General features: G+C 39.8%; 42 protein-coding genes and 5 tRNA genes. 45 read left to right on the forward strand and 2 right to left on the reverse strand.

The window, feature by feature from the left end:
* The first annotated feature begins 9 nt into the window (after nt 1–9).
* The 36 genes from rplC (at nt 10) to tkt (ending at nt 20,236) form a co-directional block, all read left to right on the forward strand.
* Entirely contained in the window at nt 10–588 is a 579-nt protein-coding gene (rplC, locus tag EPR_RS00870) for a 50S ribosomal protein L3 (RefSeq protein WP_200763150.1), read from the forward strand.
* A complete protein-coding gene (gene rplD / locus EPR_RS00875; RefSeq protein ID WP_200763151.1) occupies nt 585–1,199 on the forward strand; it encodes a 50S ribosomal protein L4 in 615 nt (204 codons plus the stop codon). Before rplC ends, rplD begins: the two co-directional genes overlap by 4 nt.
* A 1-nt stretch (nt 1,200) precedes the next feature.
* Entirely contained in the window at nt 1,201–1,482 is a 282-nt protein-coding gene (locus tag EPR_RS00880; RefSeq protein ID WP_200763152.1) for a 50S ribosomal protein L23, read from the forward strand.
* Nucleotides 1,483–1,491: 9 nt separating this feature from the next.
* Entirely contained in the window at nt 1,492–2,322 is an 831-nt protein-coding gene (rplB, locus tag EPR_RS00885; RefSeq protein ID WP_200763153.1) for a 50S ribosomal protein L2, read from the forward strand.
* Nucleotides 2,323–2,331: 9 nt separating this feature from the next.
* Nucleotides 2,332–2,613: a 30S ribosomal protein S19 gene (gene rpsS, locus EPR_RS00890; protein WP_200763154.1), complete on the forward strand. Its 282-nt coding sequence runs from the start codon at nt 2,332–2,334 to the stop codon at nt 2,611–2,613.
* A gap of 9 nt (nt 2,614–2,622) precedes the next feature.
* On the forward strand, nt 2,623–2,955 hold the full coding sequence (gene rplV / locus EPR_RS00895; RefSeq protein WP_200763163.1) for a 50S ribosomal protein L22: 333 nt from the start codon (nt 2,623–2,625) through the stop codon (nt 2,953–2,955).
* Entirely contained in the window at nt 2,955–3,653 is a 699-nt protein-coding gene (gene rpsC, locus EPR_RS00900) for a 30S ribosomal protein S3 (protein ID WP_200763165.1), read from the forward strand. The genes rplV and rpsC overlap by 1 nt, the downstream gene beginning before the upstream one ends.
* Nucleotides 3,654–3,655: 2 nt before the next feature.
* Nucleotides 3,656–4,081: a 50S ribosomal protein L16 gene (rplP, locus tag EPR_RS00905; protein ID WP_200763167.1), complete on the forward strand. Its 426-nt coding sequence runs from the start codon at nt 3,656–3,658 to the stop codon at nt 4,079–4,081.
* Nucleotides 4,068–4,256: a 50S ribosomal protein L29 gene (rpmC, locus tag EPR_RS00910; protein WP_200763168.1), complete on the forward strand. Its 189-nt coding sequence runs from the start codon at nt 4,068–4,070 to the stop codon at nt 4,254–4,256. The genes rplP and rpmC overlap by 14 nt, the downstream gene beginning before the upstream one ends.
* A 12-nt stretch (nt 4,257–4,268) precedes the next feature.
* Nucleotides 4,269–4,520 (forward strand): 30S ribosomal protein S17, encoded by a 252-nt coding sequence (rpsQ, locus tag EPR_RS00915; protein WP_200763171.1) that lies wholly within the window; start codon nt 4,269–4,271, stop codon nt 4,518–4,520.
* Nucleotides 4,520–4,888 carry a 50S ribosomal protein L14 gene (gene rplN / locus EPR_RS00920; RefSeq protein WP_200763173.1) on the forward strand — a complete coding sequence of 123 codons (369 nt, stop codon included), beginning with the start codon at nt 4,520–4,522 and terminating at the stop codon, nt 4,886–4,888. The genes rpsQ and rplN overlap by 1 nt, the downstream gene beginning before the upstream one ends.
* The gene (gene rplX / locus EPR_RS00925) at nt 4,888–5,130 is read left to right on the forward strand and encodes a 50S ribosomal protein L24 (RefSeq protein WP_200763175.1); all 243 of its coding nucleotides are present in this window, start codon (nt 4,888–4,890) and stop codon (nt 5,128–5,130) included. The genes rplN and rplX overlap by 1 nt, the downstream gene beginning before the upstream one ends.
* Entirely contained in the window at nt 5,127–5,681 is a 555-nt protein-coding gene (gene rplE / locus EPR_RS00930) for a 50S ribosomal protein L5 (protein WP_200763177.1), read from the forward strand. Before rplX ends, rplE begins: the two co-directional genes overlap by 4 nt.
* Nucleotides 5,674–5,859, forward strand: coding sequence for a type Z 30S ribosomal protein S14 (locus tag EPR_RS00935; protein WP_200763180.1), 186 nt, complete (start codon nt 5,674–5,676; stop codon nt 5,857–5,859). Before rplE ends, EPR_RS00935 begins: the two co-directional genes overlap by 8 nt.
* A gap of 65 nt (nt 5,860–5,924) precedes the next feature.
* On the forward strand, nt 5,925–6,320 hold the full coding sequence (rpsH, locus tag EPR_RS00940) for a 30S ribosomal protein S8 (RefSeq protein WP_200763181.1): 396 nt from the start codon (nt 5,925–5,927) through the stop codon (nt 6,318–6,320).
* Nucleotides 6,321–6,378: 58 nt separating this feature from the next.
* A complete protein-coding gene (gene rplF, locus EPR_RS00945; RefSeq protein ID WP_200763183.1) occupies nt 6,379–6,915 on the forward strand; it encodes a 50S ribosomal protein L6 in 537 nt (178 codons plus the stop codon).
* 15 nt (nt 6,916–6,930) lie between these two features.
* On the forward strand, nt 6,931–7,287 hold the full coding sequence (rplR, locus tag EPR_RS00950; RefSeq protein WP_200763184.1) for a 50S ribosomal protein L18: 357 nt from the start codon (nt 6,931–6,933) through the stop codon (nt 7,285–7,287).
* Between the two features lie 9 nt (nt 7,288–7,296).
* Nucleotides 7,297–7,740 (forward strand): 30S ribosomal protein S5, encoded by a 444-nt coding sequence (rpsE, locus tag EPR_RS00955; protein WP_200763186.1) that lies wholly within the window; start codon nt 7,297–7,299, stop codon nt 7,738–7,740.
* A 32-nt stretch (nt 7,741–7,772) separates the two neighbouring features.
* A complete protein-coding gene (gene rplO, locus EPR_RS00960; RefSeq protein WP_200763188.1) occupies nt 7,773–8,174 on the forward strand; it encodes a 50S ribosomal protein L15 in 402 nt (133 codons plus the stop codon).
* Entirely contained in the window at nt 8,174–9,436 is a 1,263-nt protein-coding gene (secY, locus tag EPR_RS00965) for a preprotein translocase subunit SecY (RefSeq protein WP_200763190.1), read from the forward strand. The genes rplO and secY overlap by 1 nt, the downstream gene beginning before the upstream one ends.
* The gene (map, locus tag EPR_RS00970; RefSeq protein WP_200763192.1) at nt 9,436–10,197 is read left to right on the forward strand and encodes a type I methionyl aminopeptidase; all 762 of its coding nucleotides are present in this window, start codon (nt 9,436–9,438) and stop codon (nt 10,195–10,197) included. Before secY ends, map begins: the two co-directional genes overlap by 1 nt.
* 60 nt (nt 10,198–10,257) lie before the next feature.
* Entirely contained in the window at nt 10,258–10,476 is a 219-nt protein-coding gene (gene infA / locus EPR_RS00975; protein ID WP_187647494.1) for a translation initiation factor IF-1, read from the forward strand.
* Nucleotides 10,477–10,788: 312 nt separating this feature from the next.
* Nucleotides 10,789–10,902: a 50S ribosomal protein L36 gene (gene rpmJ, locus EPR_RS00980; RefSeq protein ID WP_200763193.1), complete on the forward strand. Its 114-nt coding sequence runs from the start codon at nt 10,789–10,791 to the stop codon at nt 10,900–10,902.
* Between the two features lie 3 nt (nt 10,903–10,905).
* A complete protein-coding gene (rpsM, locus tag EPR_RS00985; RefSeq protein ID WP_200763194.1) occupies nt 10,906–11,268 on the forward strand; it encodes a 30S ribosomal protein S13 in 363 nt (120 codons plus the stop codon).
* A gap of 17 nt (nt 11,269–11,285) precedes the next feature.
* The gene (gene rpsK, locus EPR_RS00990) at nt 11,286–11,675 is read left to right on the forward strand and encodes a 30S ribosomal protein S11 (RefSeq protein ID WP_200763195.1); all 390 of its coding nucleotides are present in this window, start codon (nt 11,286–11,288) and stop codon (nt 11,673–11,675) included.
* A gap of 65 nt (nt 11,676–11,740) precedes the next feature.
* Nucleotides 11,741–12,367, forward strand: coding sequence for a 30S ribosomal protein S4 (rpsD, locus tag EPR_RS00995; protein ID WP_200763201.1), 627 nt, complete (start codon nt 11,741–11,743; stop codon nt 12,365–12,367).
* 110 nt (nt 12,368–12,477) lie between these two features.
* Complete coding sequence (locus EPR_RS01000; RefSeq protein ID WP_200763202.1) at nt 12,478–13,476, forward strand: DNA-directed RNA polymerase subunit alpha; 999 nt, start codon at nt 12,478–12,480, stop codon at nt 13,474–13,476.
* 10 nt (nt 13,477–13,486) lie between these two features.
* Nucleotides 13,487–13,837 carry a 50S ribosomal protein L17 gene (rplQ, locus tag EPR_RS01005; protein WP_200763203.1) on the forward strand — a complete coding sequence of 117 codons (351 nt, stop codon included), beginning with the start codon at nt 13,487–13,489 and terminating at the stop codon, nt 13,835–13,837.
* 132 nt (nt 13,838–13,969) lie between these two features.
* On the forward strand, nt 13,970–14,248 hold the full coding sequence (locus tag EPR_RS01010; protein WP_200763204.1) for a NifU family protein: 279 nt from the start codon (nt 13,970–13,972) through the stop codon (nt 14,246–14,248).
* 10 nt (nt 14,249–14,258) lie between these two features.
* The gene (locus EPR_RS01015) at nt 14,259–14,873 is read left to right on the forward strand and encodes a hypothetical protein (RefSeq protein WP_200763205.1); all 615 of its coding nucleotides are present in this window, start codon (nt 14,259–14,261) and stop codon (nt 14,871–14,873) included.
* The gene (locus tag EPR_RS01020; RefSeq protein WP_200763206.1) at nt 14,863–16,167 is read left to right on the forward strand and encodes a UDP-N-acetylmuramoyl-L-alanyl-D-glutamate--2,6-diaminopimelate ligase; all 1,305 of its coding nucleotides are present in this window, start codon (nt 14,863–14,865) and stop codon (nt 16,165–16,167) included. The genes EPR_RS01015 and EPR_RS01020 overlap by 11 nt, the downstream gene beginning before the upstream one ends.
* A 78-nt stretch (nt 16,168–16,245) precedes the next feature.
* Complete coding sequence (locus tag EPR_RS01025; RefSeq protein WP_200763207.1) at nt 16,246–16,635, forward strand: (2Fe-2S) ferredoxin domain-containing protein; 390 nt, start codon at nt 16,246–16,248, stop codon at nt 16,633–16,635.
* Nucleotides 16,635–17,000: an aspartate 1-decarboxylase gene (gene panD / locus EPR_RS01030; RefSeq protein WP_200763208.1), complete on the forward strand. Its 366-nt coding sequence runs from the start codon at nt 16,635–16,637 to the stop codon at nt 16,998–17,000. The genes EPR_RS01025 and panD overlap by 1 nt, the downstream gene beginning before the upstream one ends.
* 99 nt (nt 17,001–17,099) lie before the next feature.
* A complete protein-coding gene (locus EPR_RS01035) occupies nt 17,100–17,414 on the forward strand; it encodes a YbaB/EbfC family nucleoid-associated protein (protein WP_200763210.1) in 315 nt (104 codons plus the stop codon).
* Between the two features lie 4 nt (nt 17,415–17,418).
* Complete coding sequence (locus tag EPR_RS01040) at nt 17,419–18,282, forward strand: polyprenyl synthetase family protein (protein ID WP_200763212.1); 864 nt, start codon at nt 17,419–17,421, stop codon at nt 18,280–18,282.
* Between the two features lie 10 nt (nt 18,283–18,292).
* Nucleotides 18,293–20,236 carry a transketolase gene (gene tkt / locus EPR_RS01045; protein ID WP_200763214.1) on the forward strand — a complete coding sequence of 648 codons (1,944 nt, stop codon included), beginning with the start codon at nt 18,293–18,295 and terminating at the stop codon, nt 20,234–20,236.
* Nucleotides 20,237–20,253: 17 nt separating this feature from the next.
* Here the strand turns inward: tkt and EPR_RS01050 are convergent, their stop codons facing one another.
* Nucleotides 20,254–20,649 (reverse strand): hypothetical protein, encoded by a 396-nt coding sequence (locus EPR_RS01050; protein ID WP_200763216.1) that lies wholly within the window; start codon nt 20,647–20,649, stop codon nt 20,254–20,256.
* Nucleotides 20,650–20,761: 112 nt separating this feature from the next.
* A complete protein-coding gene (locus EPR_RS01055; protein WP_200763217.1) occupies nt 20,762–21,499 on the reverse strand; it encodes a YaaA family protein in 738 nt (245 codons plus the stop codon).
* A gap of 193 nt (nt 21,500–21,692) precedes the next feature.
* On the opposite strand from EPR_RS01055, the gene EPR_RS01060 reads away from it, so the two are divergent.
* The 9 genes from EPR_RS01060 (at nt 21,693) to nusG (ending at nt 24,497) form a co-directional block, all read left to right on the forward strand.
* Nucleotides 21,693–21,769 (forward strand) — tRNA-Thr (locus tag EPR_RS01060).
* A gap of 33 nt (nt 21,770–21,802) precedes the next feature.
* Nucleotides 21,803–21,888, forward strand: a tRNA-Tyr gene (locus tag EPR_RS01065).
* Between the two features lie 16 nt (nt 21,889–21,904).
* Nucleotides 21,905–21,981 (forward strand) — tRNA-Gly (locus EPR_RS01070).
* A gap of 82 nt (nt 21,982–22,063) precedes the next feature.
* Nucleotides 22,064–22,138 (forward strand) — tRNA-Thr (locus EPR_RS01075).
* 86 nt (nt 22,139–22,224) lie between these two features.
* Nucleotides 22,225–23,424 (forward strand): elongation factor Tu, encoded by a 1,200-nt coding sequence (gene tuf / locus EPR_RS01080; RefSeq protein ID WP_200763219.1) that lies wholly within the window; start codon nt 22,225–22,227, stop codon nt 23,422–23,424.
* Nucleotides 23,425–23,466: 42 nt separating this feature from the next.
* Nucleotides 23,467–23,619 (forward strand): 50S ribosomal protein L33, encoded by a 153-nt coding sequence (gene rpmG, locus EPR_RS01085; protein WP_200763220.1) that lies wholly within the window; start codon nt 23,467–23,469, stop codon nt 23,617–23,619.
* 62 nt (nt 23,620–23,681) lie between these two features.
* A tRNA-Trp gene (locus EPR_RS01090) sits at nt 23,682–23,757 on the forward strand.
* Nucleotides 23,758–23,773: 16 nt separating this feature from the next.
* Complete coding sequence (secE, locus tag EPR_RS01095; protein WP_200763222.1) at nt 23,774–23,953, forward strand: preprotein translocase subunit SecE; 180 nt, start codon at nt 23,774–23,776, stop codon at nt 23,951–23,953.
* Nucleotides 23,954–23,966: 13 nt separating this feature from the next.
* Nucleotides 23,967–24,497: a transcription termination/antitermination protein NusG gene (gene nusG, locus EPR_RS01100; protein WP_200763224.1), complete on the forward strand. Its 531-nt coding sequence runs from the start codon at nt 23,967–23,969 to the stop codon at nt 24,495–24,497.
* Nucleotides 24,498–24,513: the final 16 nt, after the last annotated feature.

The following is a 24,513-nucleotide window of genomic DNA, read 5'->3' on the forward strand; positions in this document are numbered from 1 at the left end:
AGAAATTGTATGGAATTTATAGTAGAAAAAATCGGAATGAGCAGAACCATCAGCGTACCGAGCGTGCCTGTAACCCTGCTGAAAATAAAAGAAGCAAAAGTTTGCGAAATTCTTAACGACGGACGTGCTATCGTAGCGTATAGCATGGGTAAAAGAAAGAACAAAGCAGTGGAAGGTCAGCAGAAAAAATATAACCTTTCAGGCGAGTTCAACAGATTTGCTACATTGAAAGTTGCAAACAAAGAGCCGGGAGACATTGATGTTTCTGTTTTGCAAAATGCAAAGAAGATAAAAACATCTTTCAACTCCAAAGGAAGAGGTTTTGCCGGTGTTATGAAAAGATGGAATTTTGCTGGTGGACCGGGAAGCCACGGTTCAAGGTTTCATAGAAGAACAGGTTCTGTCGGTAACTGCGAATTCCCCGGTAGAATTCAGCCTGGACAGAAAATGCCCGGACATTACGGAAACGAAAAGATAACAGTTCAAAATGAGATTGTCTCTTTTGATCCTGAGAACAATATACTTGTTGTAAAAGGTTCGATTCCAGGACCAAACGGTGCACTTGGCAAGATAAGGATAGTAAAATGAGTAAAGCTATAGTACTTAACGAAAAGTTTGAAAAAAGCGATGAGCTTGCGCTTCCTGAGTCTTTTGCGCAGATCAGTCCGCACAATCTCTATCTTTATGTAAAGAGTTATGCGGCTGAGATGAGAGCAAACAGCGCGCATACAAAAAACAGAAGTGCAGTCAGCGGCGGCGGAAAAAAGCCGTGGCCTCAGAAAGGTAGAGGGGGAGCCAGAGCCGGTTCTATCAGAAGTCCTTTGTTTGTAGGGGGCGGTGTTGCATTCGGTCCTACAAACAGAAAAAACTATACACAGAAAGTAAACAAGAAGCAAAAGAGACTTGCTCTTGAATATGCGCTTTTTGAAAAAGCCCAAAACGGTAATCTTTTTGTTGTGGATTCGGTAAATGTAGAGTCCGGAAAGACAAAAGATGCGGCGGCTATACTTAAAAAACTGAACGTCAGAGACGCTCTTGTGGTCAAAGACCTAGTTGACGAAAAGACGTATATGGCATTTAGAAACCTTCCAAACGCTTATCTTATAGAGCCAAACGAATTGAATGCTTATTTGGCGGCAGCATACAATGCTATCGTTATAGAAAAAGCTGTTTGGGAAAATTTAGTAAAAGAGGGCTAAGATGGCAGATATAACAGATATCAAATCAATACTATACACAGAAAAAACACTGGGCCTTCAAGAAGAGGGATATATAGTAGTTCAGACCTCTGACAAGATGACAAAAAATCAGCTTAAAGAGGTATTCAAAGAGTATTTCGGCGTAGTTCCTGTCAAAATAAACTCTTTGAAGATGAAGGGAAAAGTTAAGAGATTCAGAGGAATCGAAGGACAGAGAAACAACTATAAAAAATTCTATGTGAAGCTGCCTGAAGGCGCTCAGATAGAAAGTCTATCGGTGTAAGGAAAGAAAATGGCAATAAAAACATATAAACCGTACACACCAAGCAGAAGATTTATGACATCGCTTGATTCAAGCGATATAACAAGCAAACCGAGTGTAAAAAAACTGCTTAAAAAGCTTCCTGCTCATGCGGGTAGAAACAACAAAGGAAGAGTAACTTCCAGGCATAAAGAGGCAGGAGCCAAAAAACTTTACAGAATCATAGATTTTAAAAGAAACAAATTCGGCGTTCCGGGACGTGTTGCCACAATAGAATACGATCCGTACAGAAACTGCAGAATTTCGCTCATCGTGTATAAAGACGGAGACAAAAGATATATCATTCAGCCGTCTGGACTTAAAGTAGGCGATACTGTAGAGGCTGCTGAGAGCGGACTCGATATTCTTCCGGGTAACGCTATGAAACTTAAAAACATACCTGTTGGTACGCTTGTGCACAATATCGAAATGAAGCCAGGGAAAGGCGGACAGATAGCGAGGAGTGCAGGAGCGTATGCACAGATAATGGGGAGAGAAGGAAAGTATGTAATACTCAGACTCCCAAGCAGTGAAATGAGATACGTGCTTGGTGAGTGCATGGCTACTATAGGTACAGTAGGAAATGAGGATTATATAAACATTACTATCGGAAAAGCAGGTAGAAACAGACACAGAGGTATCAGACCGCAGACTAGAGGTAGTGCGATGAACCCTGTGGATCACCCGCACGGTGGTGGTGAAGGTAAAACAGGTCCTAGCGGTCATCCTGTTACTCCTTGGGGACAGCCTACAAAAGGCTATAAGACCAGAAAGAAAAAAGCGAGTGATAAGCTTATAATTTCCAGAAGAAAAAAGAAATAAGGTAGGAAGATGGCAAGATCAATAAAGAAAGGTCCATTTGTAGATGATCATCTTATGAAAAAAGTGATCAAAGCAAAAGAGACCGGTGACAAAAAACCCATTAAAACCTGGTCAAGAAGAAGCACTATCGTTCCTGAAATGATAGGGCTTACATTCAACGTTCACAACGGAAGACAGTTTGTGCCTGTCTACGTTACTGAAAACCATGTGGGATTTAAGCTTGGTGAATTTGCGCCGACAAGAACATTCAGGGGGCATAAAGGCTCCGTTCAGAAAAAGATAGGTAAATAAGGGTAGGCCATGAGTAAAGCAATATTGAAATTTATCAGGCTATCACCGACCAAAGCAAGACTTATTGCGAGAGAAGTTCAGGGAATGAATGCAGAACTTGCACTTGCAAGCCTTGAGTTTATGCCGAACAAAGCGGCAAAAGTTATATCAAAAGTTATAGCTTCAGCTGTAGCAAACGGTGGCTATGAACCGGAAGAGGTTGTGATAACTTCTTGCAGAGTCGACAAAGGGCCTGTTTTGAAAAGATTTAGACCGAGAGCAAGAGGAAGAGCAAGCAGAATAATGAAACCGACTTCTCATGTATATGTTGAAGTGGCTGAACAAAAAGGCAAGGAAAGCTAATGGGTCAAAAAGTAAATCCGATAAGTTTGAGACTGGGAATTAACAGAAATTGGGGTTCAAGATGGTATCCGGATTACAACAGAATGCCGGATTTTGTAGAAGAAGATCATAAAATCAGAACATTTTTGAAAAAAGAGCTCTATTATGCAGGTGTCAGCGATATTATTATCGAAAGAACCGCTAAAAGGCTCAGAGTTACTATAGTTGCGGCAAGACCCGGTATAATCATCGGGAAAAAAGGTGCCGACATAGAGAAACTCAAGCAAAAAGTTCAAAAAATAGTACAAAAAGAGGTTTCTGTAAATATAAAAGAGCAGAAGCGTCCTCAGGCGTCAGCACAGCTTGCGGCAGAAAACGTTGCTACCCAGCTTGAAAGAAGGGTGGCTTTCAGAAGAGCTATGAAAAAAGTTATCCAGTCCGCAATGAAATCCGGCGCCAAAGGTATAAAGGTACAGGTGGCAGGAAGACTTGGCGGTGCTGAAATGGCAAGAACCGAATGGTATCTTGAAGGAAGAGTTCCTTTGCATACGCTCAGAGCGAAAATAGATTACGGTTTTGCTGAAGCTCATACAACTTATGGAGTCATCGGCGTAAAAGTATGGATTTTCAAAGGTGAGGTTCTTCAGAAAGGAATCCAGCCTGAAAAAGCAGAAAAAAGGCCGAGCAGAAGAAGAGCTCCAAGAAGGAGAGGTAGATAGCCATGTTAATGCCAAAAAGAACAAAATACAGAAAACAGCAAAAGGGCAGAAACAGAGGAAAAGCCCAAAGAGGTAACTTCCTTGCATTCGGTACAATAGGCATCAAAGCTGTTGAAGCCGGAAGAATTGATTCAAGGCAGATAGAAGCTGCAAGGATCGCAATGACAAGAAAAGTAAAAAGAACCGGAAAAGTATGGATCAGGGTGTTCCCTGATAAGCCTCTTACCAAAAAACCATTGGAGACAAGGATGGGTAAAGGTAAAGGTTCTGTCGAAAAGTGGGTTATGAATATCAAGCCGGGCAGAATCATTTATGAAATGGCCGGTGTTGAAGAGAGCTTGGCAAGAGAAGCGCTTGATCTTGCACGATACAAACTTCCTTTCAAAACAAAAATCGTAACGCAAGAGAGTGAAAATGAAATATACTGAGATAAAAGATAAGAGCATAGAAGAGCTCGAAGGGATGCTTAGGGAAAAGAGGTTGCTGCTTTTTCAGCTTAGAGCTAAACTGAAAACAATGCAGCTTCAGGACACTAGCGAGATAAGAAAAACAAGACGCGATATCGCAAGAATTATGACTGCGATAAATGCACAAAAACAATAAAAGGTAGCAGGTATGGCATACAAAAGAGAGATACAGGGTGTTGTTGTCAAAAAGTCCGGAGACAAGACTGCATCTGTTCTTGTCGAAAGAAAAGTTATGCACCCGCGCTACCACAAAATCGTAAAAAGATTTAAAAAATATCTTATTCATGACGAAAGAAATGAAACTAACGTCGGTGATGTTGTGGTGGCAATAGAGTGCAGACCAATCTCTAAAAGAAAATCTTTTAGGCTCAAAAAAGTGGTTTCCACAGGAGTTAAATAATGATTCAGAGTTTTACAAGATTAAATGTTGCCGACAACAGCGGCGCAAAAGAAATTATGTGTATTAAAGTTCTGGGCGGCAGCAAAAGAAGGTATGCAAGCGTAGGAGACGTTATCGTTGCATCTGTAAAAAAAGCGCTGCCTAACGGAAAAGTGAAAAAAGGCCAGGTAGTGAAGGCCGTAATCGTCAGAACAAAAAAAGAGATCCAGAGAGAAAACGGTTCCTTGATAAGATTTGACGATAATGCAGCAGTAATTTTGGACAACAAGGGTGAACCGATTGGTACCCGTATTTTCGGACCTGTAAGCAGGGAAGTAAGATACGCAAACTTTATGAAAATCGTTTCCCTTGCTCCGGAGGTGCTTTAATGGCTAAGAAATTCAAAATCAAAAAAGGTGATACTGTTGAGATTATCACCGGAGATGACAAAGGCAAAAGAGGAGAGGTACTTCAGGTACTGCCTAAAAAAGATGCGGTTATAGTGGCTGGCTGCAAGATAGTCAAAAAGGCTGTCAAGCCAAGCGAAAAAAATCCTGAAGGTGGATTTATAAACAAAGAGATGCCTATTCATATCTCTAATGTTCGAAAAGTAGAAGGTGGCGAATCATGATAGCGCTTCAAAAAGATTATCAGGAAAAAGTGGTTCCGGCTTTGAGAGAAGCTCTGGACATAAAAAACCCTATGCTTACGCCAAAACTTGAAAAAATTGTTATAAGTGTCGGTTCCGGCGAAGCGAGCAGGGACAGTAAATTGATGCAAAACATTCAAGATACAATCAGTCTTATTTCAGGACAGCATGCAGTTGTTACAAAAGCTAGGAAGTCCGAAGCTGGTTTTAAAATCAGAGAAGGAATGCCTGTTGGTGTCAAAGTAACGCTAAGAGGTGAAAGAATGTGGAATTTCCTTATGAAACTTATCACAATTGCGCTTCCGAGAGTTAAAGATTTCAGAGGACTTCCGAGAAACGGTTTTGACGGAAGAGGAAACTACAACTTCGGTCTTGACGAGCAGTTGATGTTTCCTGAAGTGGATTATGACAATATCATCAAAACACACGGTATGAATATTACGATCGTTACTTCAACCGAGAGCGACAAAGAAGCGTTCAAATTGCTTGAGCTTCTTGGATTACCATTTGCAAAAGGTAGAGAAAATGGCTAAAAAATCAATGATAGCGAAAGCTAAGAGAAAACCGAAATTCAAAGTTAGAGCCTATACAAGATGCAGAATCTGCGGCAGACCGCATTCTGTTTACAGAGATTTTGGTCTCTGCAGAGTATGTCTTAGAAAAATGGCGAGCGAAGGTCTGCTTCCAGGTGTCAGAAAAGCCAGCTGGTAAGTCACGGAATCCGGTAGTCGGGCGGCCGAAACCCGGTTTCATAATCACGTAACAAGGAGAATAAATTGATTAACGATATGATAGCTGATTCAATAACTAGAATCAGAAATGCGGCGATGAGAAAACAAGAGGTCACAAAGCTTCTTTATTCGAAAATAGTTGAAGAGATTGTTAAAATTATGCAGGATAAAGGCTATATAGAAAGCTATAAAGTCGTTGAAGACGGAAACAAGAAGTTTATAAACGTAGTTTTGAAATATGACGAAAACGGAAACTCTGTAATAAACGAATTGAAAAGAATCTCAAAGCCTGGAAGAAGAATTTATAAAGGCAGAGACGAAATAAAAAACTTTAAAAACGGATACGGTACCATTATAGTAAGTACGTCAAAAGGTGTGCTGCCGAATGATAAGGCTTTCAAAGAGGGCGTAGGCGGCGAAGTTCTTTGTAGTATTTGGTAATCGGTTATACGATATCCATTCGAAGAATTCGTAGAAATATCGTAAAAAAAGGAAAAAAATGTCAAGAATAGGAAAACAGCCAGTCGCAATACCAAGTGGTATTGAAGTAAAAGTAGACGGACCTAAATTGATTGTCAAAAAAGGCAATATTACAAAAGAACTCGATACCGAAGGAAGAGTAGATATTGCTGTGGAAGACAATATGATAAAATTTATGCCAAAAGGCGAAGACAGACAGTCAAGAGCCTTCTGGGGAACATACAGAGCACTTGCAAACAATATAATAGAAGGCCTGACAAAAGGTTTTGAAAAAAGGCTTGAAATAAACGGTGTGGGTTACAGAGCGGCGGTAAGTGGTAAAACGCTTGAGCTTCAGCTTGGATTTTCTCATCCGATAAACTTTGAGATTCCCGAAGGTATCGAAATAAAAGTAGAAAAAAACATTATTATCATAAAAGGTGCCGATAAGCAACAAGTAGGGCAGGTAGCTGCCAAAATAAGAAGTTTCAGACCGCCTGAGCCATATAAAGGAAAAGGTGTCAAATATGTTGATGAAGTTATCATCAGAAAAGCTGGTAAGACAGCTAAGAAATAGTAAGGGGCGAGTCTTATGAGAGAAACATTGCAAAGAAAGAAAAACCAACTCAGAATAAAAAGAAAAAGAAGAGTAAGAGGAAAAATAAGAGGTACTGAAACATTGCCTCGTGTTACCGTTTTCAAATCCAACAGACACTTCTACGCTCAGGCAATTGATGATGACAAAAGTCATACTATTGCCTATGCAGACGGAAGCAAAATGGGTTTGAGAGCCAACAAAGAAGATGTCAAAAAAGTCGCTGCAGCTCTTGCTGAGCAGCTAAAAGCCAAAGGAATAGAGACAATCGTTTTTGACAGAAACGGCTATCTTTACCATGGAGTAGTAGCATCGTTCGCCGATGCGCTAAGAGAAAACGGAATCAAGTTTTAAGGTGTTGACATGGAAAAGTGGAATAGAGAAGAGTTTGAAGAAGTAGTTGTAAACATAGGTAGAGTTACAAAGGTTGTAAAGGGTGGTAGAAGATTTAGATTTACCGCTTTGGTAGTAGTCGGCGATAAAAAAGGTCATGTTGGTTTCGGAATCGGTAAAGCAAAAGAGGTTCCTGATGCTATAAAAAAAGCTATAGACAACGCTTTTAAAAACATAACGACCGTTCATATCAAAGGCTCTACCATAGCTCATGATGTAACTCACAAATATAATGCAAGCAAAATTTTGCTGAAGCCTGCAAGCGAGGGTACGGGTGTTATCGCCGGTGGTGCTGCTAGGCCTGTGATAGAACTTGCGGGAATCAAAGATATATTGACAAAATCTTTGGGTTCAAACAACCCTGCAAACCTTGTCAGGGCAACAGTTGAAGCACTTGCAAAAATCAAGCATTAAGCAAGAGCAAAATTTTGAATTAAGGAATAAAAATGGCGTTGAATAATCTACAACCTGCTTGCAACAGCACGCACAAGACCAAAAGAGTCGGACGCGGACAGGGAAGCGGAATGGGTAAAACTGCCACAAGAGGAAACAAAGGGCAGAAATCCAGAACGGGATACAAAAGAAAAAGAGGTTTTGAAGGCGGACAGCAGCCGCTTCAAAGAAGACTCCCAAAAATTGGATTTACATCGAATGTTGTCAAGCCTTATGTGATAAATGTTGATAAAGTAAAAGCGGTTGCCGCTCTTGACGAGATAACAATAGAGACTATAAGAAGTGTTCACAAGATGAACAAAGGTGTCGATAAAGTAAAACTTATAGGAAGTTCTGTTAAAGAGATCGTTTCCAAAATCAAAGACGAAAATATTACTTACAGCGGACAAAAATAATGAACAAAGCTCTTTTGAATAAAATATTTATTACACTCGGATTTTTGTTTCTTTATAGAGTTTTGGCATATGTTCCTGTCCCGGGTGTAAATATTGATGTAGTAAAAGAGTTTTTTGATTCCCAGGCGGGCAACGCCCTGGGCCTTTTTAATATGTTCAGCGGTAATGCCGTAGAGAGACTAAGTATAATTTCTTTGGGTATCATGCCCTATATTACTGCTTCTATTATTATGGAACTGCTTGCAGCTACATTTCCTTCGCTTGGACAGATGAAGAAAGAGCGCGACGGTATGGTCAAATATATGCAGATTATCAGATATGCGACAATTGCCATTACCATCGTGCAGGCAGTCGGTGTTTCCATCGGACTTCAAAGCCTTACTGGAAGAGCCGGTGAAAGTGCGATAATGATCGATATGCCTACGTTTGTAACTGTTGCTGCTATTTCTATGCTTGCCGGAACCATGATACTTATGTGGATTGGTGAACAGATAACCCAAAGAGGTATTGGAAACGGTATAAGCTTGATAATTTTTGCCGGTATTGTATCGGGTATCCCTTCTGCAATCGCAGGAACGATCAATCTTGTAAATACAGGCGAACTTAACTTTCTTGTTCTTATAGCAATAGCTGCGATAATACTTCTTACAGTCGGATTTATTATATACGTGGAACTTGGAGAAAGAAGAATACCGATATCTTATTCAAGAAAAACCATAATGCAGAATCAAAACAAAAGAGTCATGAATTATATTCCTATAAAAGTGAATCTGAGCGGAGTTATTCCTCCGATTTTTGCTTCAGCACTGTTGATGTTTCCTACAACCATATTGCAGGCAAGTACTAACCCAATAATACAGAAAATTTCAGACTTTCTTAATCCGAACGGATATTTCTTTAACTTGTTGATGTTCTTTCTTGTTGTATTTTTTGCTTATTTTTATGCATCGATTGTTTTCAATGCAAAAGATATTGCTGAAAATCTTAAGCGACAGGGTGGCTTTATACCGGGTGTAAGGCCTGGAGAGCATACAGCGGAATTTCTGAATCAAGTTGCGAGCAGGCTTACGTTCTGGGGTGCGATTTATCTCGGAATCATATCTACACTTCCATGGATTTTAGTAAAGGGTATGGGTGTTCCTTTCTATTTCGGAGGAACAGCGGTTCTAATTGTCGTACAGGTTGCACTTGATACGATGAGAAAGATAGAAGCCCAGATATATATGAGCAAGTATGAAACTCTGAGTGCCGTAGGACTTTGATGTCGATAGCCGTAAGGAAACCCAAAGAGATAGAGGCTTTGAGAAGAGCCAATATCATAGTGGCCGAAACTCTTGAACTGCTTGTTAAGGAGTGCAGGCCCGGGGTAACCCTTAAAGAGCTTGACAAAATGGGCGAAGAGTATATAAGAAGCAGAGGCGCCACCCCTTCATTTAAAGGACTTTACGGTTTTCCGGCCTCGGTCTGCACTTCTGTCAATGAAGTTATCATTCATGGAATACCCAGTGATTACAAACTTAAAAACGGCGATATAATAGGACTAGATATCGGTACGCAGCTCGACGGCTGGTATGGTGATGCAGCTATAACAGTCGGTGTGGGAGAGATATCCCAAAAAGACAAAGATCTCATTGCCTGTGCCAAAGATACATTGATGTTTGCAATTTCAATTATAAAAGCCGGAATGAGATTTAAAGAGCTCAGTTACGAGATAGAGAAATTTATCAAATCTCGCGGGTTTGTCCCTCTTCACGGTTTTTGCGGGCATGGAATAGGCAGGAAGCCTCATGAAGAGCCGGAAATCCCAAACTACCTTGAACACGGAACGCCCAAAAGCGGACCGAAAATCAAAGAGGGAATGGTTTTTTGCCTTGAGCCGATGATATGTCAAAAACTAGGAACGCCCAAGATTCTTGAAGATAAATGGTCGGTTGTATCAGAAGATGGACTCAACGGCAGTCATTATGAGCATACTGTTGCTATCATAGATGGCAGAGCAGAGATACTAAGCAGCGTCAGTTAAAAAAAGGCGTTAATAAGTAGAAAAGCAATTTAGCTTTCTAATTTAAAAAGAGGAGGATTGATGGCAAAAGATGATGTTATAGAAGTTGACGGTATAGTCAAAGAAGCGTTGCCGAATGCAACGTTCAGAGTCGAACTCGAAAACGGCCATGTTGTACTTTGTCATATCGCAGGCAAAATGAGGATGCATTATATAAAAATACTGCCTGGAGACAAAGTAAAAGTAGAACTTACACCATACAGCCTGGATAAAGGCAGAATAACTTTCAGATATAAGTAAAGTTTTACGTAATTTTTTATATAATAGTGGCCTTTTTGGAAACTGCGCGAAGAATCTTTGCATAAATTGCACTGTTTATGCGAGGATTGGTTTAATAGGACTCGTTAAACCTGTGCGTACCGAAGGATAGTGCAAACAAGGTTGGTCGTACGGCGATATGGTGCTGTTTGGAGCGTAGTAACGAACCGACAGACGTCAGTTTGCCGAAAAACCAAAAAGAGGTTGAAGGAGATGAAGGCTGAAGGTTGAAGAGATGTTCTACACCTTCATACCGTATTCTTCTTCCTTCTATAATTCACAGAAGGAGAATAGATGAAAGTCAGAGCATCTGTAAAGAAAATGTGCGAAAAATGCAAGATTATCAAACGCAAAGGCGTTGTAAGAGTAATCTGCGTAAATCCAAAACACAAACAGAGACAAGGATAACAAATGGCAAGGATTGCTGGTGTTGATCTACCCAAAAAGAAAAGAATAGAGTATGCACTTCCGTATATATACGGTATAGGACTTACTACATCAAGAAAGATTCTTGATGCTATCGGTATATCATATGACAAAAGAGTCTATGAGCTTACCGAAGAAGAAGTTGCAAAAATCAACAAAGAGATCCGCGAAAACTATATGGTTGAGGGTGATCTTAGAAAAAAAGTGGCTATGGATATAAAAGCGCTCATGGATATAGGGTGCTACAGAGGTTTAAGACACAGAAGAGGTCTTCCTGTAAGAGGCCAGAGAACAAAAACAAATGCCAGAACAAGAAAAGGCAAAAAGAAAACCGTAGGTTCAAAATAAAGGAACAGGGAGAATAGATGGCTAAGAGAAGAATTAGAAAAAAGGTTGTAAAAAAGAATATAGCAAAAGGTGTAGTCTATATCTCTGCAACCTTTAACAACACTGTTGTTACTGTTACTGATGAAATGGGCAACGTCATTGCATGGAGCAGTGCCGGAAGCCTTGGATTCAAAGGAAGCAAGAAATCGACTCCTTTCGCGGCTCAGCAAGCTGTTGAAGATGCTATGACAAAAGCAAAAGAGCACGGCATAAAAGAAGTCGGGATTAAAGTACAGGGACCAGGAAGCGGAAGAGACACCGCTGTAAAATCAGTGGGTGCCATAGAAGGTATAAGAGTCCTGTTCTTTAAAGATATTACACCGTTACCACACAACGGATGCAGACCTCCAAAAAGAAGAAGAGTATAAAATAGCCTTTGGTGCGCTTAAGTCAGAGTCCAAAAAGATAAGAATTTAGAAGGTTAGGAGATAAAATGGCTAGATATAGAGGTCCGGTTGAAAAAATCGAGAGAAGATTGGGTGTTAGCTTGGCACTTAAAGGCGAAAGAAGGTTGGCCGGTAAAAGTGCTCTTGAAAAGAGACCATATGCTCCGGGTCAACATGGACAAAGAAGAGCAAAAATTTCCGAATACGGTTTGCAGCTTAGAGAAAAGCAAAAAGCAAAGTATATGTATGGAGTTTCCGAAAAACAATTTAGAAATCTGTTTAAAGAAGCTGCAAGAATGGAAGGAAATACAGGTGCAAACCTGATAACTCTTCTTGAAAGAAGACTTGACAATGTTGTTTACAGAATGGGCTTTGCAAGTACAAGAAGATTTGCAAGACAGCTTGTAAACCACGGACATGTTCTTGTTGACGGAAGAAGAGTGAATATCCCTTCTTACAGAGTTAAGCCCGGACAAAAAATTGAGATAAGAGAAAAATCAAAAAACAATCCTCAGGTACAAAGGTCTTTGGAACTTACTGCTCAGACAGGGATTGTACCTTGGGTTGATGTTGATAAAGATAAAGTATTTGGCATATTTACCAGACTTCCCGAAAGAGAAGAGGTTGTAATCCCTGTAGAAGAGCGTCTAATAGTCGAGCTATACTCCAAGTAAGGTAGAAGGAGATAAGGCAGAAGGCAGGAGAGTTTTGTTATATATTCTTCAACCTTCGACCTTCAGCCTTCGACCTTAAATTTTAAAAATTCAAAAAGAGAGAGTAAGCAATGAAAAAAATAAAAACTTCGCCATTTATGCCGTCAGAAGTTGAGATTGCAAAAGTATCAGATAATGAAATTAAAATAGAAGCGTATCCTTTTGAAAGCGGATATGCCATATCTTTGGCTCATCCGTTAAGAAGACTGCTTCTAAGTAGTACTATAGGATATGCCCCTATAGCCGTCAAAATAGAAGGGGCCTCTCATGAATTTGACAGCATCAGAGGAATGCTTGAAGATGTGGCTGTATTTATAATAAATTTAAAAAATATACGCTTCAAGCTTAAAAACGATGCAGAAAAAGTTGAAGTCAACTATGAATTCACAGGTCCCAAAGAGATATACGGAAAAGATATGGAAACAGAAGAGGTGGAAGTAGTTACACCTGAAAACTTTCTTGCAACTCTCAACGAGGATGCAGAGGTAAAATTCTCTCTTATTATTCATAAAGGTATCGGTTATGTACCTAGTGAAGAGATAAGGGAGGAGTTGCCAGAGGGATATATTCCTCTTGATGCATTCTTTACTCCCGTAAGAAAAGCGGTTTATGAGATAGAAAATATTCTTGTCGAAGACAATCCGAATTTTGAAAAGATTGTATTCAATATTCAGACAGATGGCCAGATAGACCCGTTGAGTGCATTTAAAGATGCTTTGGGTGTTATGTACAAACAGATGTCTGTTTTCAATAATGAACTCAATATCGATATAGTTCAAAGTGCGGAAACACAAGAAGAGATACCCGGATTGAAAAAGCTTCTTCAAAAGATCGAAGCGCTCAATCTAAGCGCAAGAAGCCATAACTGTTTGGAAAGAGCGGGTATAAAATATATAGGTGAGTTGGTCCTTATGACCGAAAATGAACTCAAAAATGTTAAGAATCTCGGAAAAAAATCTCTTGAAGAGATAAAAGAAAAACTTGAAGAGTTGGGTTTTTCTCCGGAAAAAGGTCTAAGCAGCGAAGAGGCTGAGGCATTGAAAAAAAGAATCGAAAAGATCAAGTCCTAAAGGGTGAGAAATGAGACATAAACACGGATACAGAAAACTTGGAAGAACAAGTTCTCATAGAAAAGCGCTTCTTAAAAATATGGCGATAGCACTTATTATGAATGAAAAGATTGAAACAACTGTTGCCAAAGCAAAAACACTCAGAAGTTATATTGAAAAACTTATTACAAAAGCAAAAGCAGGTGATTTTAATGCACACAGAGAAGTGTACGCATATCTTCAGGACAAAGCTGCTACAAAAAAACTGGTAGAAGAGTTGGCACCAAGATATAATGAGAGAAACGGCGGATACACTAGAATAGTTAGAACTAGAATAAGAAGAGGTGATGCTGCTCCTATGGCTTTCATAGAGCTTGTATAGCTACTCAAGGGTCTTCACCCTTGATGGCACCTACACACAAACTCCAAACTAATACAATTTATTAATCTTTGTCTAAGCCTTATTTACATATATTCTTGACAATACTTATCATTAACGATTAAAGGATTGCTTATGATGCCATTCAGCGATGAAGACCTAAAGCCTGCGGTCGAAAACGTAATTGAAAAGATAAGACCCATGCTTGCGCTTGATGGAGGAGATATCAAACTCCTTGGCATAAAAAACGGAAAAGTTTTTGTTCAGCTGCAGGGAGCCTGTATAGGTTGCAGTGCAAGCGGAAATACTATAAAATACGGGGTCGAAAAACAGCTCAGAGTAGATATACATCCTGAAATAGAAGTGATCAATGTTCCTATAGGAATGGAAGACAGATGGGAAGAGATGGCATAAAGCAGAAGTTATGAAAACTATTGAAACAAAGGGTGAAATGAAAAGGGAAGAATTATTTAACAAAGCGGTAGAATATTTTATGAACGGCGATTATCAAAATTCGCTTTTTTGCTACTCTTTGATACTGAAAGAGTATCCTGAGGATAAGGAGGCACGCATCGGTGCTCTTCTTTGTGATATGGCAATGGAGAGTGCTACGGAAGCACATGCACTGTTTGACTATTATACTGTTCTCAAAGAAGAGGATGAAGAAGGCAATGCGGAAGAGATTATAGAAGATCTTATAGATTCGTTCAATACAGATTCTGAAAAAATAAACAGACTATTGAAAAATACGCAAAATTTCGATGTGGATATGGAAGACGGGATAAACTACAATGATTTTAAAATGCTTATAGAGGACAGAGGAAGTTTCAGACGCGCTTTTGAAGATATTATGTTCAGTACAAGAGTCATAATAGAAGAGAAAAAAGATTTTATAGATTTTCTGGAACAGCTTATAAAAAACGGATTTGACGAGATGGCTTTGAGTTATCTTGAGGATGCCTATACCATATATCCTGCTGATGAAAAACTTCAGGAGCTTTTTGAAAAAATAAAACCGATGACAAATCATGAGAATTAAACTAGACAGACTCGACCGCTATATTACGGATAATAGTAAAGAGATAGAAAAAGGCGATCTTTTTTTAAAAACATGGCAAAATGCAGCTTTTAGCGAAGAAGCAAAAAAAGCGGGAGCTGATATTGTAACTCCAGCCCAAATTTATGAGAATCTGGAAATCGACAGGCTCAAAATTATAGGAATTACCGGCACCAACGGAAAGACTACTACCGCTGCGGCGATCTATTCCATCCTTCTGGACCTTGGGTACAAAACTGCTCTTCAAGGAACAAGAGGTTTTTTCATCAATGACGCAAAAGCGGAAGAGAAATCCTTGACTACTCCGCCAATACTTCAAAATCTCTACAATATGAACAGAGCTTTGGAAGAAGGGTGCGAGTTTTTTGTTATGGAAGTGAGTTCTCATGCAATAGCACAGAAAAGAGTAGAGAGTATAGACTTTACTCTTAAAATATTGACCAACATTACCCAGGATCATCTCGATTTTCATAAATCTCTGGAAAACTACATATATACGAAAAACAGCTTTTTTGCGGATGAGTCTTTGAAACTGATAAACAAAGATGAAGAGAAGGCAAAATTTAATATAAAAAATGCGATGACATACGGAGTAGAGAATCCCGCAACTTTCCAGGTTATGGCTTATACAATGAAAGAGGGTCTTGGCGCTGTTATTAGATTTGGCAGCGAGATAGCCGATTTTCATTCGCAGATAACCGGCCTTTTCAATCTGTATAATCTTACAGCTGCAATAGCCGCAGCAAAAATCGTTACAAATAAAGAGCTGAAAGAGATATGCGAGACTGTTGAAAACTTCGGGGGAGTCAGCGGCAGAATGGAAGTTGTCTGCGGCGAGCCTCTTGTTATTGTAGATTTTGCCCATACGCCTGATGGGATGCAAAAGGTTTTTGAAGCGTTTCCGGGAAAAGATATAGCTGTTGTTTTTGGTGCAGGCGGCGACAGAGACAGGGGAAAAAGGCCGAAAATGGGAGCGGTTGCTAACAGATATGCAAAAAAAATATATTTGACTAGTGATAATCCACGAAACGAAAAACCGGAAAAGATTATAGAAGAGATATATGTGGGCATAAATGATAAAGAAAAAGTCAAGATTTTACCTGATAGAAAAGAAGCGATAAAAAGGGCAGTAAAAGAGTTGAAAAAAGAGGAGATACTGCTGATTCTCGGCAAGGGAGACGAAGAGTATCAGATAGTGGGAGATAGGAAAATCCCTTTTGACGACAGGAGAGTGATAAGAGAGATTTTTATGCACCAAGATAAAAACGGTTTTTAAATAAATTTTTGTAATTTAAGATTAAGAATTTTAAGTTAAAATTCGGACAAAAAACGTGTTAATTATCAAGGAGACGATATGGTAATGCCACAGCCGGCCTTTTATATATTCAAATGCGAACAGTCAGCACCTCCTGGTTTTCCTAAACCCAGTTGCGTAAATGCGAATGATCCTGAAAGTCAACAACTTTTTCAGCATATGGCGCAGAGACTTATGGAAAAAGGTATTATTGCAACAGTGCAGCCTGTAAGAACAGGGTGTCTTAACAGATGTAACTACGGGCCTGTTATGCTTGTTGAACCGGGGCATTTTATGTATGTCGGATTGACTAAGGAAAAAATTGATAGAATTATAGATGAACATATCATAGGCGGTAAACCCGTAGAAGAGTATCTTATACCGAAAGAGGCATGGGGTGAGCCGGTCTCAGTTACAGATATGATAAATATGGGCGGCGGAGCTGGATAATGCAGATCGAAATGCTTTTTAGCAAAATTCATCGGGCAACGGTAACGGATGCGAATCTGAACTACGTAGGTTCCATTACTATCGATGAAGAGCTTCTTGAAGCGGCAAGACTAAGAGTCGGGCAGAAGGTAGAGATACTCAACATCAATAACGGTGAGAGATTTACCACATATGTGATAAAAGGCGAAAGAGGAAAAAGGGATATCTGCTTAAACGGCGCAGCCGCAAGAAAAGTCCATCCCGGTGACAAAATCATTATTGTCGCATATGCTCTTTATGATGAAAAAGATCTGGAAAATTACGAACCCACCGTTGTATTGGTAAATGAAAAAAATGATATCGATGAGATATTGAACTATATGTAGAAGGAAAACAGGTGAAGAGGCAAAAATGCCAAGAGGTTATAAACAGATCCTTTGGCCTTTTAACCTCTCAGCCTTTTAACCTTTTTCCAAAGGAAAAAAATGTTTGACAAGCTCAATCTTGGCGAATTGGGAAAAGTTTTCGAAGATATTCAGGAAAAAGCGAAAAAGCTTCAGGAAGAGAGCGAAAATAGGATATTTACCGCAAAAAGCGGCGGCGGCCTGGTAAAGGTAAGCATAAACGGAAAAGGAGAAGTTGTAGATATCGAAATAGACGATTCGCTTCTTGAAGATAAAGAGTCTTTGCAAATTCTTCTAATCAGTGCAGTAAATGATGCTTTGAAAATGGTGGAAGATGAAAAAAAGAGAGTAGCAATGAGCCTTATGGGCGATGTAAATCCTTTCGGACAAAAATGATTTCATGAACCGGCTAAACGAACAGTTTGAAAAGTATCTCCTGGATAATTTACCAAAATCCAAAAGTTTTCATCCCCATTTTGAAAAAGCGCTTCAGCAGATGCTTGTTGCCGGCGGAAAGAGATTCAGGCCCCTTCTTGTTTTAAGTGTCACTGATGCCTTGCAACCCCTTCTTCTTAGAAATGCTTTGCCGGTAGCCTATGCTATAGAGCTTCTTCACACATATTCACTTATACATGACGACTTGCCTGTTTTTGACAATGCGGATCTCAGGCGCGGCATGCCTACACTGCATAAAACATATGATGAAGTTACAGCGATACTTGTAGGCGATGCTTTGAATACGCACGCTTTTTTTCTTTTGGCAGACGCCCCTTTGCCTGCCGATACAAAAGTTGAAATTGTTAAAGAACTGGCGAGAGAGGGCGGAATAGAGGGGATGATCATAGGGCAGGCGATAGACTGCTGGTTTGAAAAAAAGAAACTTGCTCTGGATGAACTTAAGTTTCTGCATATCCACAAAACGGCAAAGCTCATAGCCGCAAGTCTTAAAATCGGTGCTATTATATGTAACGAGAAAGAGATTGCAAAAAAATTGTATGATTTCGGTATAGATTTGGGATTGCTCTTTCAGATCCAGGACGACCTTATAGATGCGCTTCAGGATGATACCAAGGCCGGAAAAACCACTTCCAACGATGAAAACAAAAACAGTTTTGTAAATCTGCTGGGTATTGACGGTGCGATGAAAAGTGCTGATGAGCTTGTTGAAAAACTGGAAACCGGACTCGAAGCTTTTGATACAAAGCTAAAAAACAATCTGAAAAAAATTCTGAATAATTATCTTTACAGACATAAAAATTTATAAAGGCGGGTAGATGGACAAAGATATGATGAAAAAGATGGCCGATACTATCAGATTTTTGGCATTGGATATGATACAGGAGGCGAATAGCGGACATCCTGGTGCCCCGCTTGGGCTCGCCGATATAGCAACGGTTTTGAGTTCACATGTGAGAATCAATCCAAAAAATCCTAAATGGCTTAACCGCGACCGTATAGTTTTCTCAGGAGGCCATGCCACGGGGCTAATATACTCTTTGCTCTATTTATGGGGTTATGATATATCTATGGAGGATCTGAAAAACTTCAGACAGTACGGCTCAAATACGCCTGGACATCCGGAATTTGGGCATACTCCGGGAGTTGAAATCACAACCGGCCCGCTGGGACAGGGCGTGGCAAATGCTGTTGGAATGGCAATAGCCGCCAAATATATGTCAAATCTTCTAAATACCGCAAATGCAAAACTTATAGACCATCATGTATATTGTCTGTGTGGAGATGGAGATCTGGAAGAGGGAGTCAGCTATGAAGCATGTGCCCTGGCCGGACGCCATGAACTTGACAATCTCATAATGATATACGACAGCAACCATATAACGATAGAAGGCGATACTTCCATAGCGTGGAATGAAAACGTAAGGCTTAGATTTGAAGCCCAGAACTGGGACGTTATAGAGATAGACGGACACAATTACGAAGATATTGATGCCGCTTTGGCCTGGGCCAAAAACAGAAAAAAACCGGTGCTCATCATAGCAAATACGATAATTGCAAAAGGAAGCTGCCATTTCGAGGGAGACCCCCATTCTCACGGTGCGCCACTGGGAGTTGAAGAGATAGAGTGTTCAAAAGAAAAAGCCGGATTCCCCAGGGATAAAAAATTCTATGTACCCGAGGATGTGCTTGCAAGATTCAGATGTATGGTTGAAAAAGGCGAAATGTATGAAAAGGAGTGGAAGAAACTTCTTTTGGAACTTCCTTTCAAAGAGCAAAACGAGATGCTCGAAAAACTTGAAAATCCCGATTTTGACTCTATCGAGTGGCCGGAGTTTGAAGAAGGCAGCATGGTTGCCACCAGAGACAGCAACGGCAAAATACTGAATGCCATAGCAAAAGCACTTCCGGGATTTTTAGGAGGAAGTGCTGATCTTGCACCTTCAAATAAAACATATCTGCACAATATGGGTGATTTCCCGAACGGGAAAAATTTACATTTCGGAATTAGAGAGCACGCTATGGGCGCAATATCCAACGGCATTGCAGCATACGGACTGTTGATGCCGTTTAATGCGACATTTTTTGTATTCAGCGACTATCAGAAGCCGGCTGTCAGAATTGCCGCGCTTTCGAAACTCAAAAACTTTTTTGTCTGGACGCACGATAGCATAGGAGTGGGAGAAGATGGACCTACGCATCAGCCGATAGAGCATCTGAGCCAATTCAGAGCCCTTCCGCAGTTTTATGTTTTTAGGCCGGCTGATGCCAGTGAAAACGTAGAGTGCTGGAAGAGTGCCCTGAAACTAGAAAACCCTTGCGCTTTTGTTTTGAGCAGACAGAAGCTGAAAACTTTGAAAAAATCACGAGATTTCGGTGAGCCTGCAAAAGGCGGATATGTTATAAAAAGAAGAGAGAAAGCCACTGTAACTCTTGTTGCTACCGGAAGCGAAGTTATGCTTGCTCTACAGGCAGGATGCCATCTCGAAGAGAGAGGCATTATGGCAAATGTGGTTAGTATGCCCTGTATGGAGCTCTTTTTGGATCAGCCAAAAGATTATAGAGATGAGGTAATAGACCCAAATACAAAAACTTTGGCCATAGAGGCAGCAAGTGGACTGGAATGGTATAGATTTGCAGATGATGTACTCTGTATAGAAAACAGATTCGGTGCAAGCGGTAAAGCGGATGTTATATTTAAAGAATACGGATTTACAATAGAAAATATTATAAAAAGAGTCGAAAATCTGATAAATACCTAAAGCCGTCAGGCTTTGGGCTATTTGTCTTCAAACCTGTATATAAAGTAAGTCTGAAATTTGTTGCCTTTGATTTTCGAGCGAACTTTTATCTTCTTTGGCAGAAAAAATATTTTTTTGATATCTTCGCTAACCTCTTTTTCTATAGCTCTTTGAGTTTTTTGGATTTTCAATACTCCGATATTGAGCGGATGCATAGGGGCGGTTATATCTTCTTTAAGTAGTATTTGCGTGTCATTTGATTCTTGTTCCAGATTATCGGTTATGTCAACAATCGCAATGTCTTTAAGCGGTCTGTACTCTTTTTTTCTCAATGCCTCTTCCAAAGAGTCAGCCTTTGTAAATTTGGCGACTACAGCAATCGAGGAGATAAGCAGTATTATAAAAAAAAGATAGAGGTATACTTTTTTAATCATCAAATGTCCGATTATTATATTTGTTGAGATTATTTAGTCCGATTATCAAACAGTGTTTTGTAAATTTTATCTTTTTTTGTTTTTATAAATTCTAAAAGCTATCAGGAGATTGCTATGATATTGAATATATTATTTTCATGCAATTTTTTGTTTCAATAATTTCTTTGACCACAAGACCTTCTATATGAAGTGCCAATAGATCCCTTTGTGTCTCTATCCTGTTTTTAGCCACTTCTCTAAGCACAATTCCGCGATACGCCTTTGCCCAGTGGCTTACGGTTTTACCGTTTTTTAAAAATTTCATAGTAATGTAGGGCTGATTGAGAGCATAGAATTTTTCGTAAAAGCCTGCTCTAAGATCCAAAATAGGTTCATTTTTTAAATACTCTTCTAGCGTTTTTGAAAAATTTTTTTTGTAATATGCTTCCGGTGCAGTATTGCCTATTTTGGAACCTTGCTTAAGTTTGTACCGAGGGATTTTGTCTTTAGCCAGTATCGGGCCGAAGAGATTGGAAAATATGATGAGGTTGTTATCCAGATATCTTTGGCTAGCTTTATCCAAAGAGCTGTAGTCAAGATACTCATACGCTATACCATTATATCTTTCGACGGCTTTTGCTGTAGGAAGAGTTGCAATATCTTTTGTATATTTTTGTATGTCAGACTCCTTTTTAAGACCAAACAGCTTTTGTAACTCTTCCGAAGAAGCCTTATTTACATACTTCCTGTAGAGATTTAAAAGATAAACTCTTTTATCAAAAAGGTCGGGAAGAAAAAATGAATTTTTGTCATAAGCAGAAAATTGGGATTTACAGCTTTTGCTTTCACTTGGCGAAAAAAGGATTTTCATCTATTTCCTTTGAAATATGTCAATCAAATAAATATATATTTTATATCGAAAAACTTCTTGTATGATTCTTAGCATTTATGGGCAGTTTGTCCGGAAAACGAAATATTTTTCGATTATTCGGCGCTGGATCTTCTTTTTGAAAAAATATTGACAAATCAGAAAAAAGTTTGTATAATTCCAGTCCGTTTTCAATGCCGGTGTAGCTCAGTTGGCTAGAGCAGCTGATTTGTAATCAGCAGGTCGGGGGTTCGAGTCCCTTCACCGGCTCCATGATTTATCAGTGTTTGACCAGTAGTGACATCGGGTGGGATACTCAAGTGGCCAACGAGGGCAGACTGTAAATCTGCTGGCTTTTGCCTTCGGAGGTTCGAATCCTCCTCCCACCACCATTGCGTCACAAGAGATGCGGGAGTAGCTCAGTTGGCTAGAGCATCAGCCTTCCAAGCTGAGGGTCGCGGGTTCGAGTCCCGTCTCCCGCTCCATAACTGGGAGCTGAACTATAGAGACCTCAGTATTCTGCTTAGTTTTGCTTCCGAAAATGTATTGTAACTGTTTTGTAACTATGCCCAGATAGCTCAGTGGCAGAGCACTTCCTTGGTAAGGAAGAGGTCGGCGGTTCAATCCCGCTTCTGGGCTCCATTCATTTTTATGCAGCAAAAAGCACAAATTTGGGTTTTTTTTGGTATAATTAGCCCGATTTAATTTAATTCAAAATGGAGGAAAGTATGGCTAAAGAAAAGTTTGTTAAAACCAAGCCGCACGTTAACATAGGTACTATCGGTCACGTTGACCATGGTAAAACTACTTTGACAGCAGCAATTACTGCTGTTTTGGCTGAAAAAGGTTTCGCTGAGAAGAGAGATTATGATCAGATAGACAATGCACCTGAAGAGAGAGAAAGAGGTATTACTATTGCTACTTCTCACGTAGAGTATGAAACTGAAAAAAGACACTATGCGCACGTTGACTGCCCGGGTCACGCTGACTACGTTAAAAACATGATTACCGGTGCTGCGCAAATGGATGGAGCTATATTGGTTGTTTCTGCTGCTGACGGCCCAATGCCACAAACAAGAGAGCACATCCTTCTTGCAAGACAGGTCGGTGTTCCTTATATCGTAGTATTTTTGAACAAAGAAGATATGGTCGATGACCCTGAGCTTCTTGAGCTTGTTGAGATGGAAGTTAGAGAGCTTCTAAATGAGTATGATTTCCCTGGTGATGACGTTCCTGTTGTTGCAGGTTCTGCTCTTAAAGCTCTTGAAGAGGTAAAAGAAGGAAAACTTGGACCTTGGTCTGAAAAGATAATCGCTCTTATGGATGCGGTAGATGAGTATATCCCGACTCCTGAGAGAGATATAGACAAGCCTTTCTTGATGCCTATCGAAGACGTATTCTCTATTTCAGGTAGGGGTACTGTTGTTACAGGTAGAATCGAAAGAGGCGTTGTAAGCGTTGGTGACGAAGTAGAAATCGTTGGTATCAGACCAACTCAGAAAACTACTGTTACCGGTGTTGAAATGTTTAGAAAAGAGCTTGACAAAGGTGAAGCCGGAGATAACGTAGGTGTACTTCTAAGAGGTACAAAAAAAGAAGATGTTGAAAGAGGTATGGTTCTTTGCCAGCCTGGTTCAATTACGCCTCATAGAAAATTCGAAGCTGAAATTTATGTTCTTACAAAAGAGGAAGGCGGAAGACATACACCTTTCTTCAGCGGATATAGACCGCAGTTCTATGTTAGAACAACTGACGTAACTGGTAGCGTAACATTGCCTGAAGGCACAGAAATGGTTATGCCTGGAGATAATGTAAAAATTACTGCTGAGCTGATTGCTCCTATCGCGCTTGAAGAAGGAACGAGATTTGCTATCAGAGAGGGCGGTAGAACTGTCGGCGCTGGTGTCGTTACAAAAATAATAGAGTAATTTCAAGGGGCCTTGCCCCTTTATTGAAAGAAGGCAGTAACAATGAGAGAGATTATACATCTTGCTTGTGAGAAGTGTGGAAGAAGAAATTACCATACGACAAAAAACAAGAAAACACATACGGAAAAATTTCAGATTAAAAAATATTGCAAATTCTGCAAAGAGCATACTTTACATAAAGAAGCAAAACTGTAAAAGGGAAGAAGGTAGAAGGCAGAAGAAAAATTCTTCATCCTTCGTCCTTCATCCTTTAATACAGGGCAGTAGCTCCAATGGTAGAGCGGCGGTCTCCAAAACCGCGTGTTGGGGGTTCGAGTCCCTCCTGCCCTGCCATAACAAGGACATTGAGATGGACAAATTTTTAGAATATTTTCACCATTCGAAATTAGAGTTGCAAAAAGTCATTTTTCCCACAAAAGATCAGGTAAAAAATGCATATATTGCTGTTTTTATAGTTGTATTGATTGTATCGCTCTTTCTGGCCTTGATAGATGCAACAATGTCATTTACTCTTTCACACATAATGTAAGCTAAGGAAATCGATGGCACACAAATGGTATGCGATTCAGACATATGCCGGCAGTGAGCAGGCAGTCAAAAGGGCAATAGAAAATCTTGTCAAAGAGCTAGGAATTCAAGAGAGGCTAAAAGATATTATAGTTCCTACTGAAGATGTAATTGAGGTTAAAAACGGCAAGAAGAAGATTACGCAAAGATGTCTGTATCCCGGATATGTTTTTGCAAATATCGATCTTGATACTGACCTTTGGCATAAAATTCAATCGTTGCCGAAAGTGTCAAGATTCATAGGCGAATCAAAAAAACCTACCCCCCTATCTGAGGAGGACGTAAAAGTTATCCTTGAAAAAGCGGAACACAAAGGTGCGCCAAAACCGAAGATTTCGTTTGAACCGGGCGAAATCGTCAGAATCATAGAAGGTCCTTTCGCAAACTTTACCGGTGTTGTGGAAGAGTATGATCTTGAACACGGAAAGCTTAAACTGAATGTTTCTATTTTTGGAAGAAGCACCCCTGTAGAAATTCTCTACTCACAGGTAGAAAAAATTATATAAATTCTGAAATATATAT

Source organism: Nitrosophilus alvini (assembly GCF_015100395.1).
GTDB lineage: Bacteria > Campylobacterota > Campylobacteria > Campylobacterales > Nitratiruptoraceae > Nitrosophilus > Nitrosophilus alvini.

What these genes read in the sequence shown, in the direction of transcription:
- rpsM (WP_200763194.1), top strand. Translation starts at nt 10,906, where the DNA reads ATGGCAAGGATTGCTGGTGTTGATCTACCCAAAAAGAAAAGAATAGAG.
- rplQ (WP_200763203.1), top strand. Translation starts at nt 13,487, where the DNA reads ATGAGACATAAACACGGATACAGAAAACTTGGAAGAACAAGTTCTCAT.
- rplP (WP_200763167.1), top strand. Translation starts at nt 3,656, where the DNA reads ATGTTAATGCCAAAAAGAACAAAATACAGAAAACAGCAAAAGGGCAGA.
- rpmC (WP_200763168.1), top strand. Translation starts at nt 4,068, where the DNA reads ATGAAATATACTGAGATAAAAGATAAGAGCATAGAAGAGCTCGAAGGG.
- infA (WP_187647494.1), top strand. Translation starts at nt 10,258, where the DNA reads ATGGCAAAAGATGATGTTATAGAAGTTGACGGTATAGTCAAAGAAGCG.
- rplC (WP_200763150.1), top strand. Translation starts at nt 10, where the DNA reads ATGGAATTTATAGTAGAAAAAATCGGAATGAGCAGAACCATCAGCGTA.
- rplD (WP_200763151.1), top strand. Translation starts at nt 585, where the DNA reads ATGAGTAAAGCTATAGTACTTAACGAAAAGTTTGAAAAAAGCGATGAG.
- EPR_RS01040 (WP_200763212.1), top strand. Translation starts at nt 17,419, where the DNA reads ATGAACCGGCTAAACGAACAGTTTGAAAAGTATCTCCTGGATAATTTA.
- rpmJ (WP_200763193.1), top strand. Translation starts at nt 10,789, where the DNA reads ATGAAAGTCAGAGCATCTGTAAAGAAAATGTGCGAAAAATGCAAGATT.
- EPR_RS01050 (WP_200763216.1), bottom strand. Translation starts at nt 20,649, where the DNA reads ATGATTAAAAAAGTATACCTCTATCTTTTTTTTATAATACTGCTTATC.
- rpsS (WP_200763154.1), top strand. Translation starts at nt 2,332, where the DNA reads ATGGCAAGATCAATAAAGAAAGGTCCATTTGTAGATGATCATCTTATG.
- rpsQ (WP_200763171.1), top strand. Translation starts at nt 4,269, where the DNA reads ATGGCATACAAAAGAGAGATACAGGGTGTTGTTGTCAAAAAGTCCGGA.
- EPR_RS00935 (WP_200763180.1), top strand. Translation starts at nt 5,674, where the DNA reads ATGGCTAAAAAATCAATGATAGCGAAAGCTAAGAGAAAACCGAAATTC.
- rplR (WP_200763184.1), top strand. Translation starts at nt 6,931, where the DNA reads ATGAGAGAAACATTGCAAAGAAAGAAAAACCAACTCAGAATAAAAAGA.
- rplV (WP_200763163.1), top strand. Translation starts at nt 2,623, where the DNA reads ATGAGTAAAGCAATATTGAAATTTATCAGGCTATCACCGACCAAAGCA.
- nusG (WP_200763224.1), top strand. Translation starts at nt 23,967, where the DNA reads ATGGCACACAAATGGTATGCGATTCAGACATATGCCGGCAGTGAGCAG.
- EPR_RS01010 (WP_200763204.1), top strand. Translation starts at nt 13,970, where the DNA reads ATGATGCCATTCAGCGATGAAGACCTAAAGCCTGCGGTCGAAAACGTA.
- rplF (WP_200763183.1), top strand. Translation starts at nt 6,379, where the DNA reads ATGTCAAGAATAGGAAAACAGCCAGTCGCAATACCAAGTGGTATTGAA.
- EPR_RS01000 (WP_200763202.1), top strand. Translation starts at nt 12,478, where the DNA reads ATGAAAAAAATAAAAACTTCGCCATTTATGCCGTCAGAAGTTGAGATT.
- rplO (WP_200763188.1), top strand. Translation starts at nt 7,773, where the DNA reads ATGGCGTTGAATAATCTACAACCTGCTTGCAACAGCACGCACAAGACC.
- rplX (WP_200763175.1), top strand. Translation starts at nt 4,888, where the DNA reads ATGGCTAAGAAATTCAAAATCAAAAAAGGTGATACTGTTGAGATTATC.
- rplN (WP_200763173.1), top strand. Translation starts at nt 4,520, where the DNA reads ATGATTCAGAGTTTTACAAGATTAAATGTTGCCGACAACAGCGGCGCA.
- EPR_RS01020 (WP_200763206.1), top strand. Translation starts at nt 14,863, where the DNA reads ATGAGAATTAAACTAGACAGACTCGACCGCTATATTACGGATAATAGT.
- EPR_RS01055 (WP_200763217.1), bottom strand. Translation starts at nt 21,499, where the DNA reads ATGAAAATCCTTTTTTCGCCAAGTGAAAGCAAAAGCTGTAAATCCCAA.
- EPR_RS00880 (WP_200763152.1), top strand. Translation starts at nt 1,201, where the DNA reads ATGGCAGATATAACAGATATCAAATCAATACTATACACAGAAAAAACA.
- EPR_RS01015 (WP_200763205.1), top strand. Translation starts at nt 14,259, where the DNA reads ATGAAAACTATTGAAACAAAGGGTGAAATGAAAAGGGAAGAATTATTT.
- rpsC (WP_200763165.1), top strand. Translation starts at nt 2,955, where the DNA reads ATGGGTCAAAAAGTAAATCCGATAAGTTTGAGACTGGGAATTAACAGA.
- rplB (WP_200763153.1), top strand. Translation starts at nt 1,492, where the DNA reads ATGGCAATAAAAACATATAAACCGTACACACCAAGCAGAAGATTTATG.
- panD (WP_200763208.1), top strand. Translation starts at nt 16,635, where the DNA reads ATGCAGATCGAAATGCTTTTTAGCAAAATTCATCGGGCAACGGTAACG.
- EPR_RS01035 (WP_200763210.1), top strand. Translation starts at nt 17,100, where the DNA reads ATGTTTGACAAGCTCAATCTTGGCGAATTGGGAAAAGTTTTCGAAGAT.
- map (WP_200763192.1), top strand. Translation starts at nt 9,436, where the DNA reads ATGTCGATAGCCGTAAGGAAACCCAAAGAGATAGAGGCTTTGAGAAGA.
- rpsE (WP_200763186.1), top strand. Translation starts at nt 7,297, where the DNA reads ATGGAAAAGTGGAATAGAGAAGAGTTTGAAGAAGTAGTTGTAAACATA.
- EPR_RS01025 (WP_200763207.1), top strand. Translation starts at nt 16,246, where the DNA reads ATGGTAATGCCACAGCCGGCCTTTTATATATTCAAATGCGAACAGTCA.
- tkt (WP_200763214.1), top strand. Translation starts at nt 18,293, where the DNA reads ATGGACAAAGATATGATGAAAAAGATGGCCGATACTATCAGATTTTTG.
- rplE (WP_200763177.1), top strand. Translation starts at nt 5,127, where the DNA reads ATGATAGCGCTTCAAAAAGATTATCAGGAAAAAGTGGTTCCGGCTTTG.
- rpmG (WP_200763220.1), top strand. Translation starts at nt 23,467, where the DNA reads ATGAGAGAGATTATACATCTTGCTTGTGAGAAGTGTGGAAGAAGAAAT.
- secE (WP_200763222.1), top strand. Translation starts at nt 23,774, where the DNA reads ATGGACAAATTTTTAGAATATTTTCACCATTCGAAATTAGAGTTGCAA.
- rpsK (WP_200763195.1), top strand. Translation starts at nt 11,286, where the DNA reads ATGGCTAAGAGAAGAATTAGAAAAAAGGTTGTAAAAAAGAATATAGCA.
- tuf (WP_200763219.1), top strand. Translation starts at nt 22,225, where the DNA reads ATGGCTAAAGAAAAGTTTGTTAAAACCAAGCCGCACGTTAACATAGGT.
- secY (WP_200763190.1), top strand. Translation starts at nt 8,174, where the DNA reads ATGAACAAAGCTCTTTTGAATAAAATATTTATTACACTCGGATTTTTG.
- rpsD (WP_200763201.1), top strand. Translation starts at nt 11,741, where the DNA reads ATGGCTAGATATAGAGGTCCGGTTGAAAAAATCGAGAGAAGATTGGGT.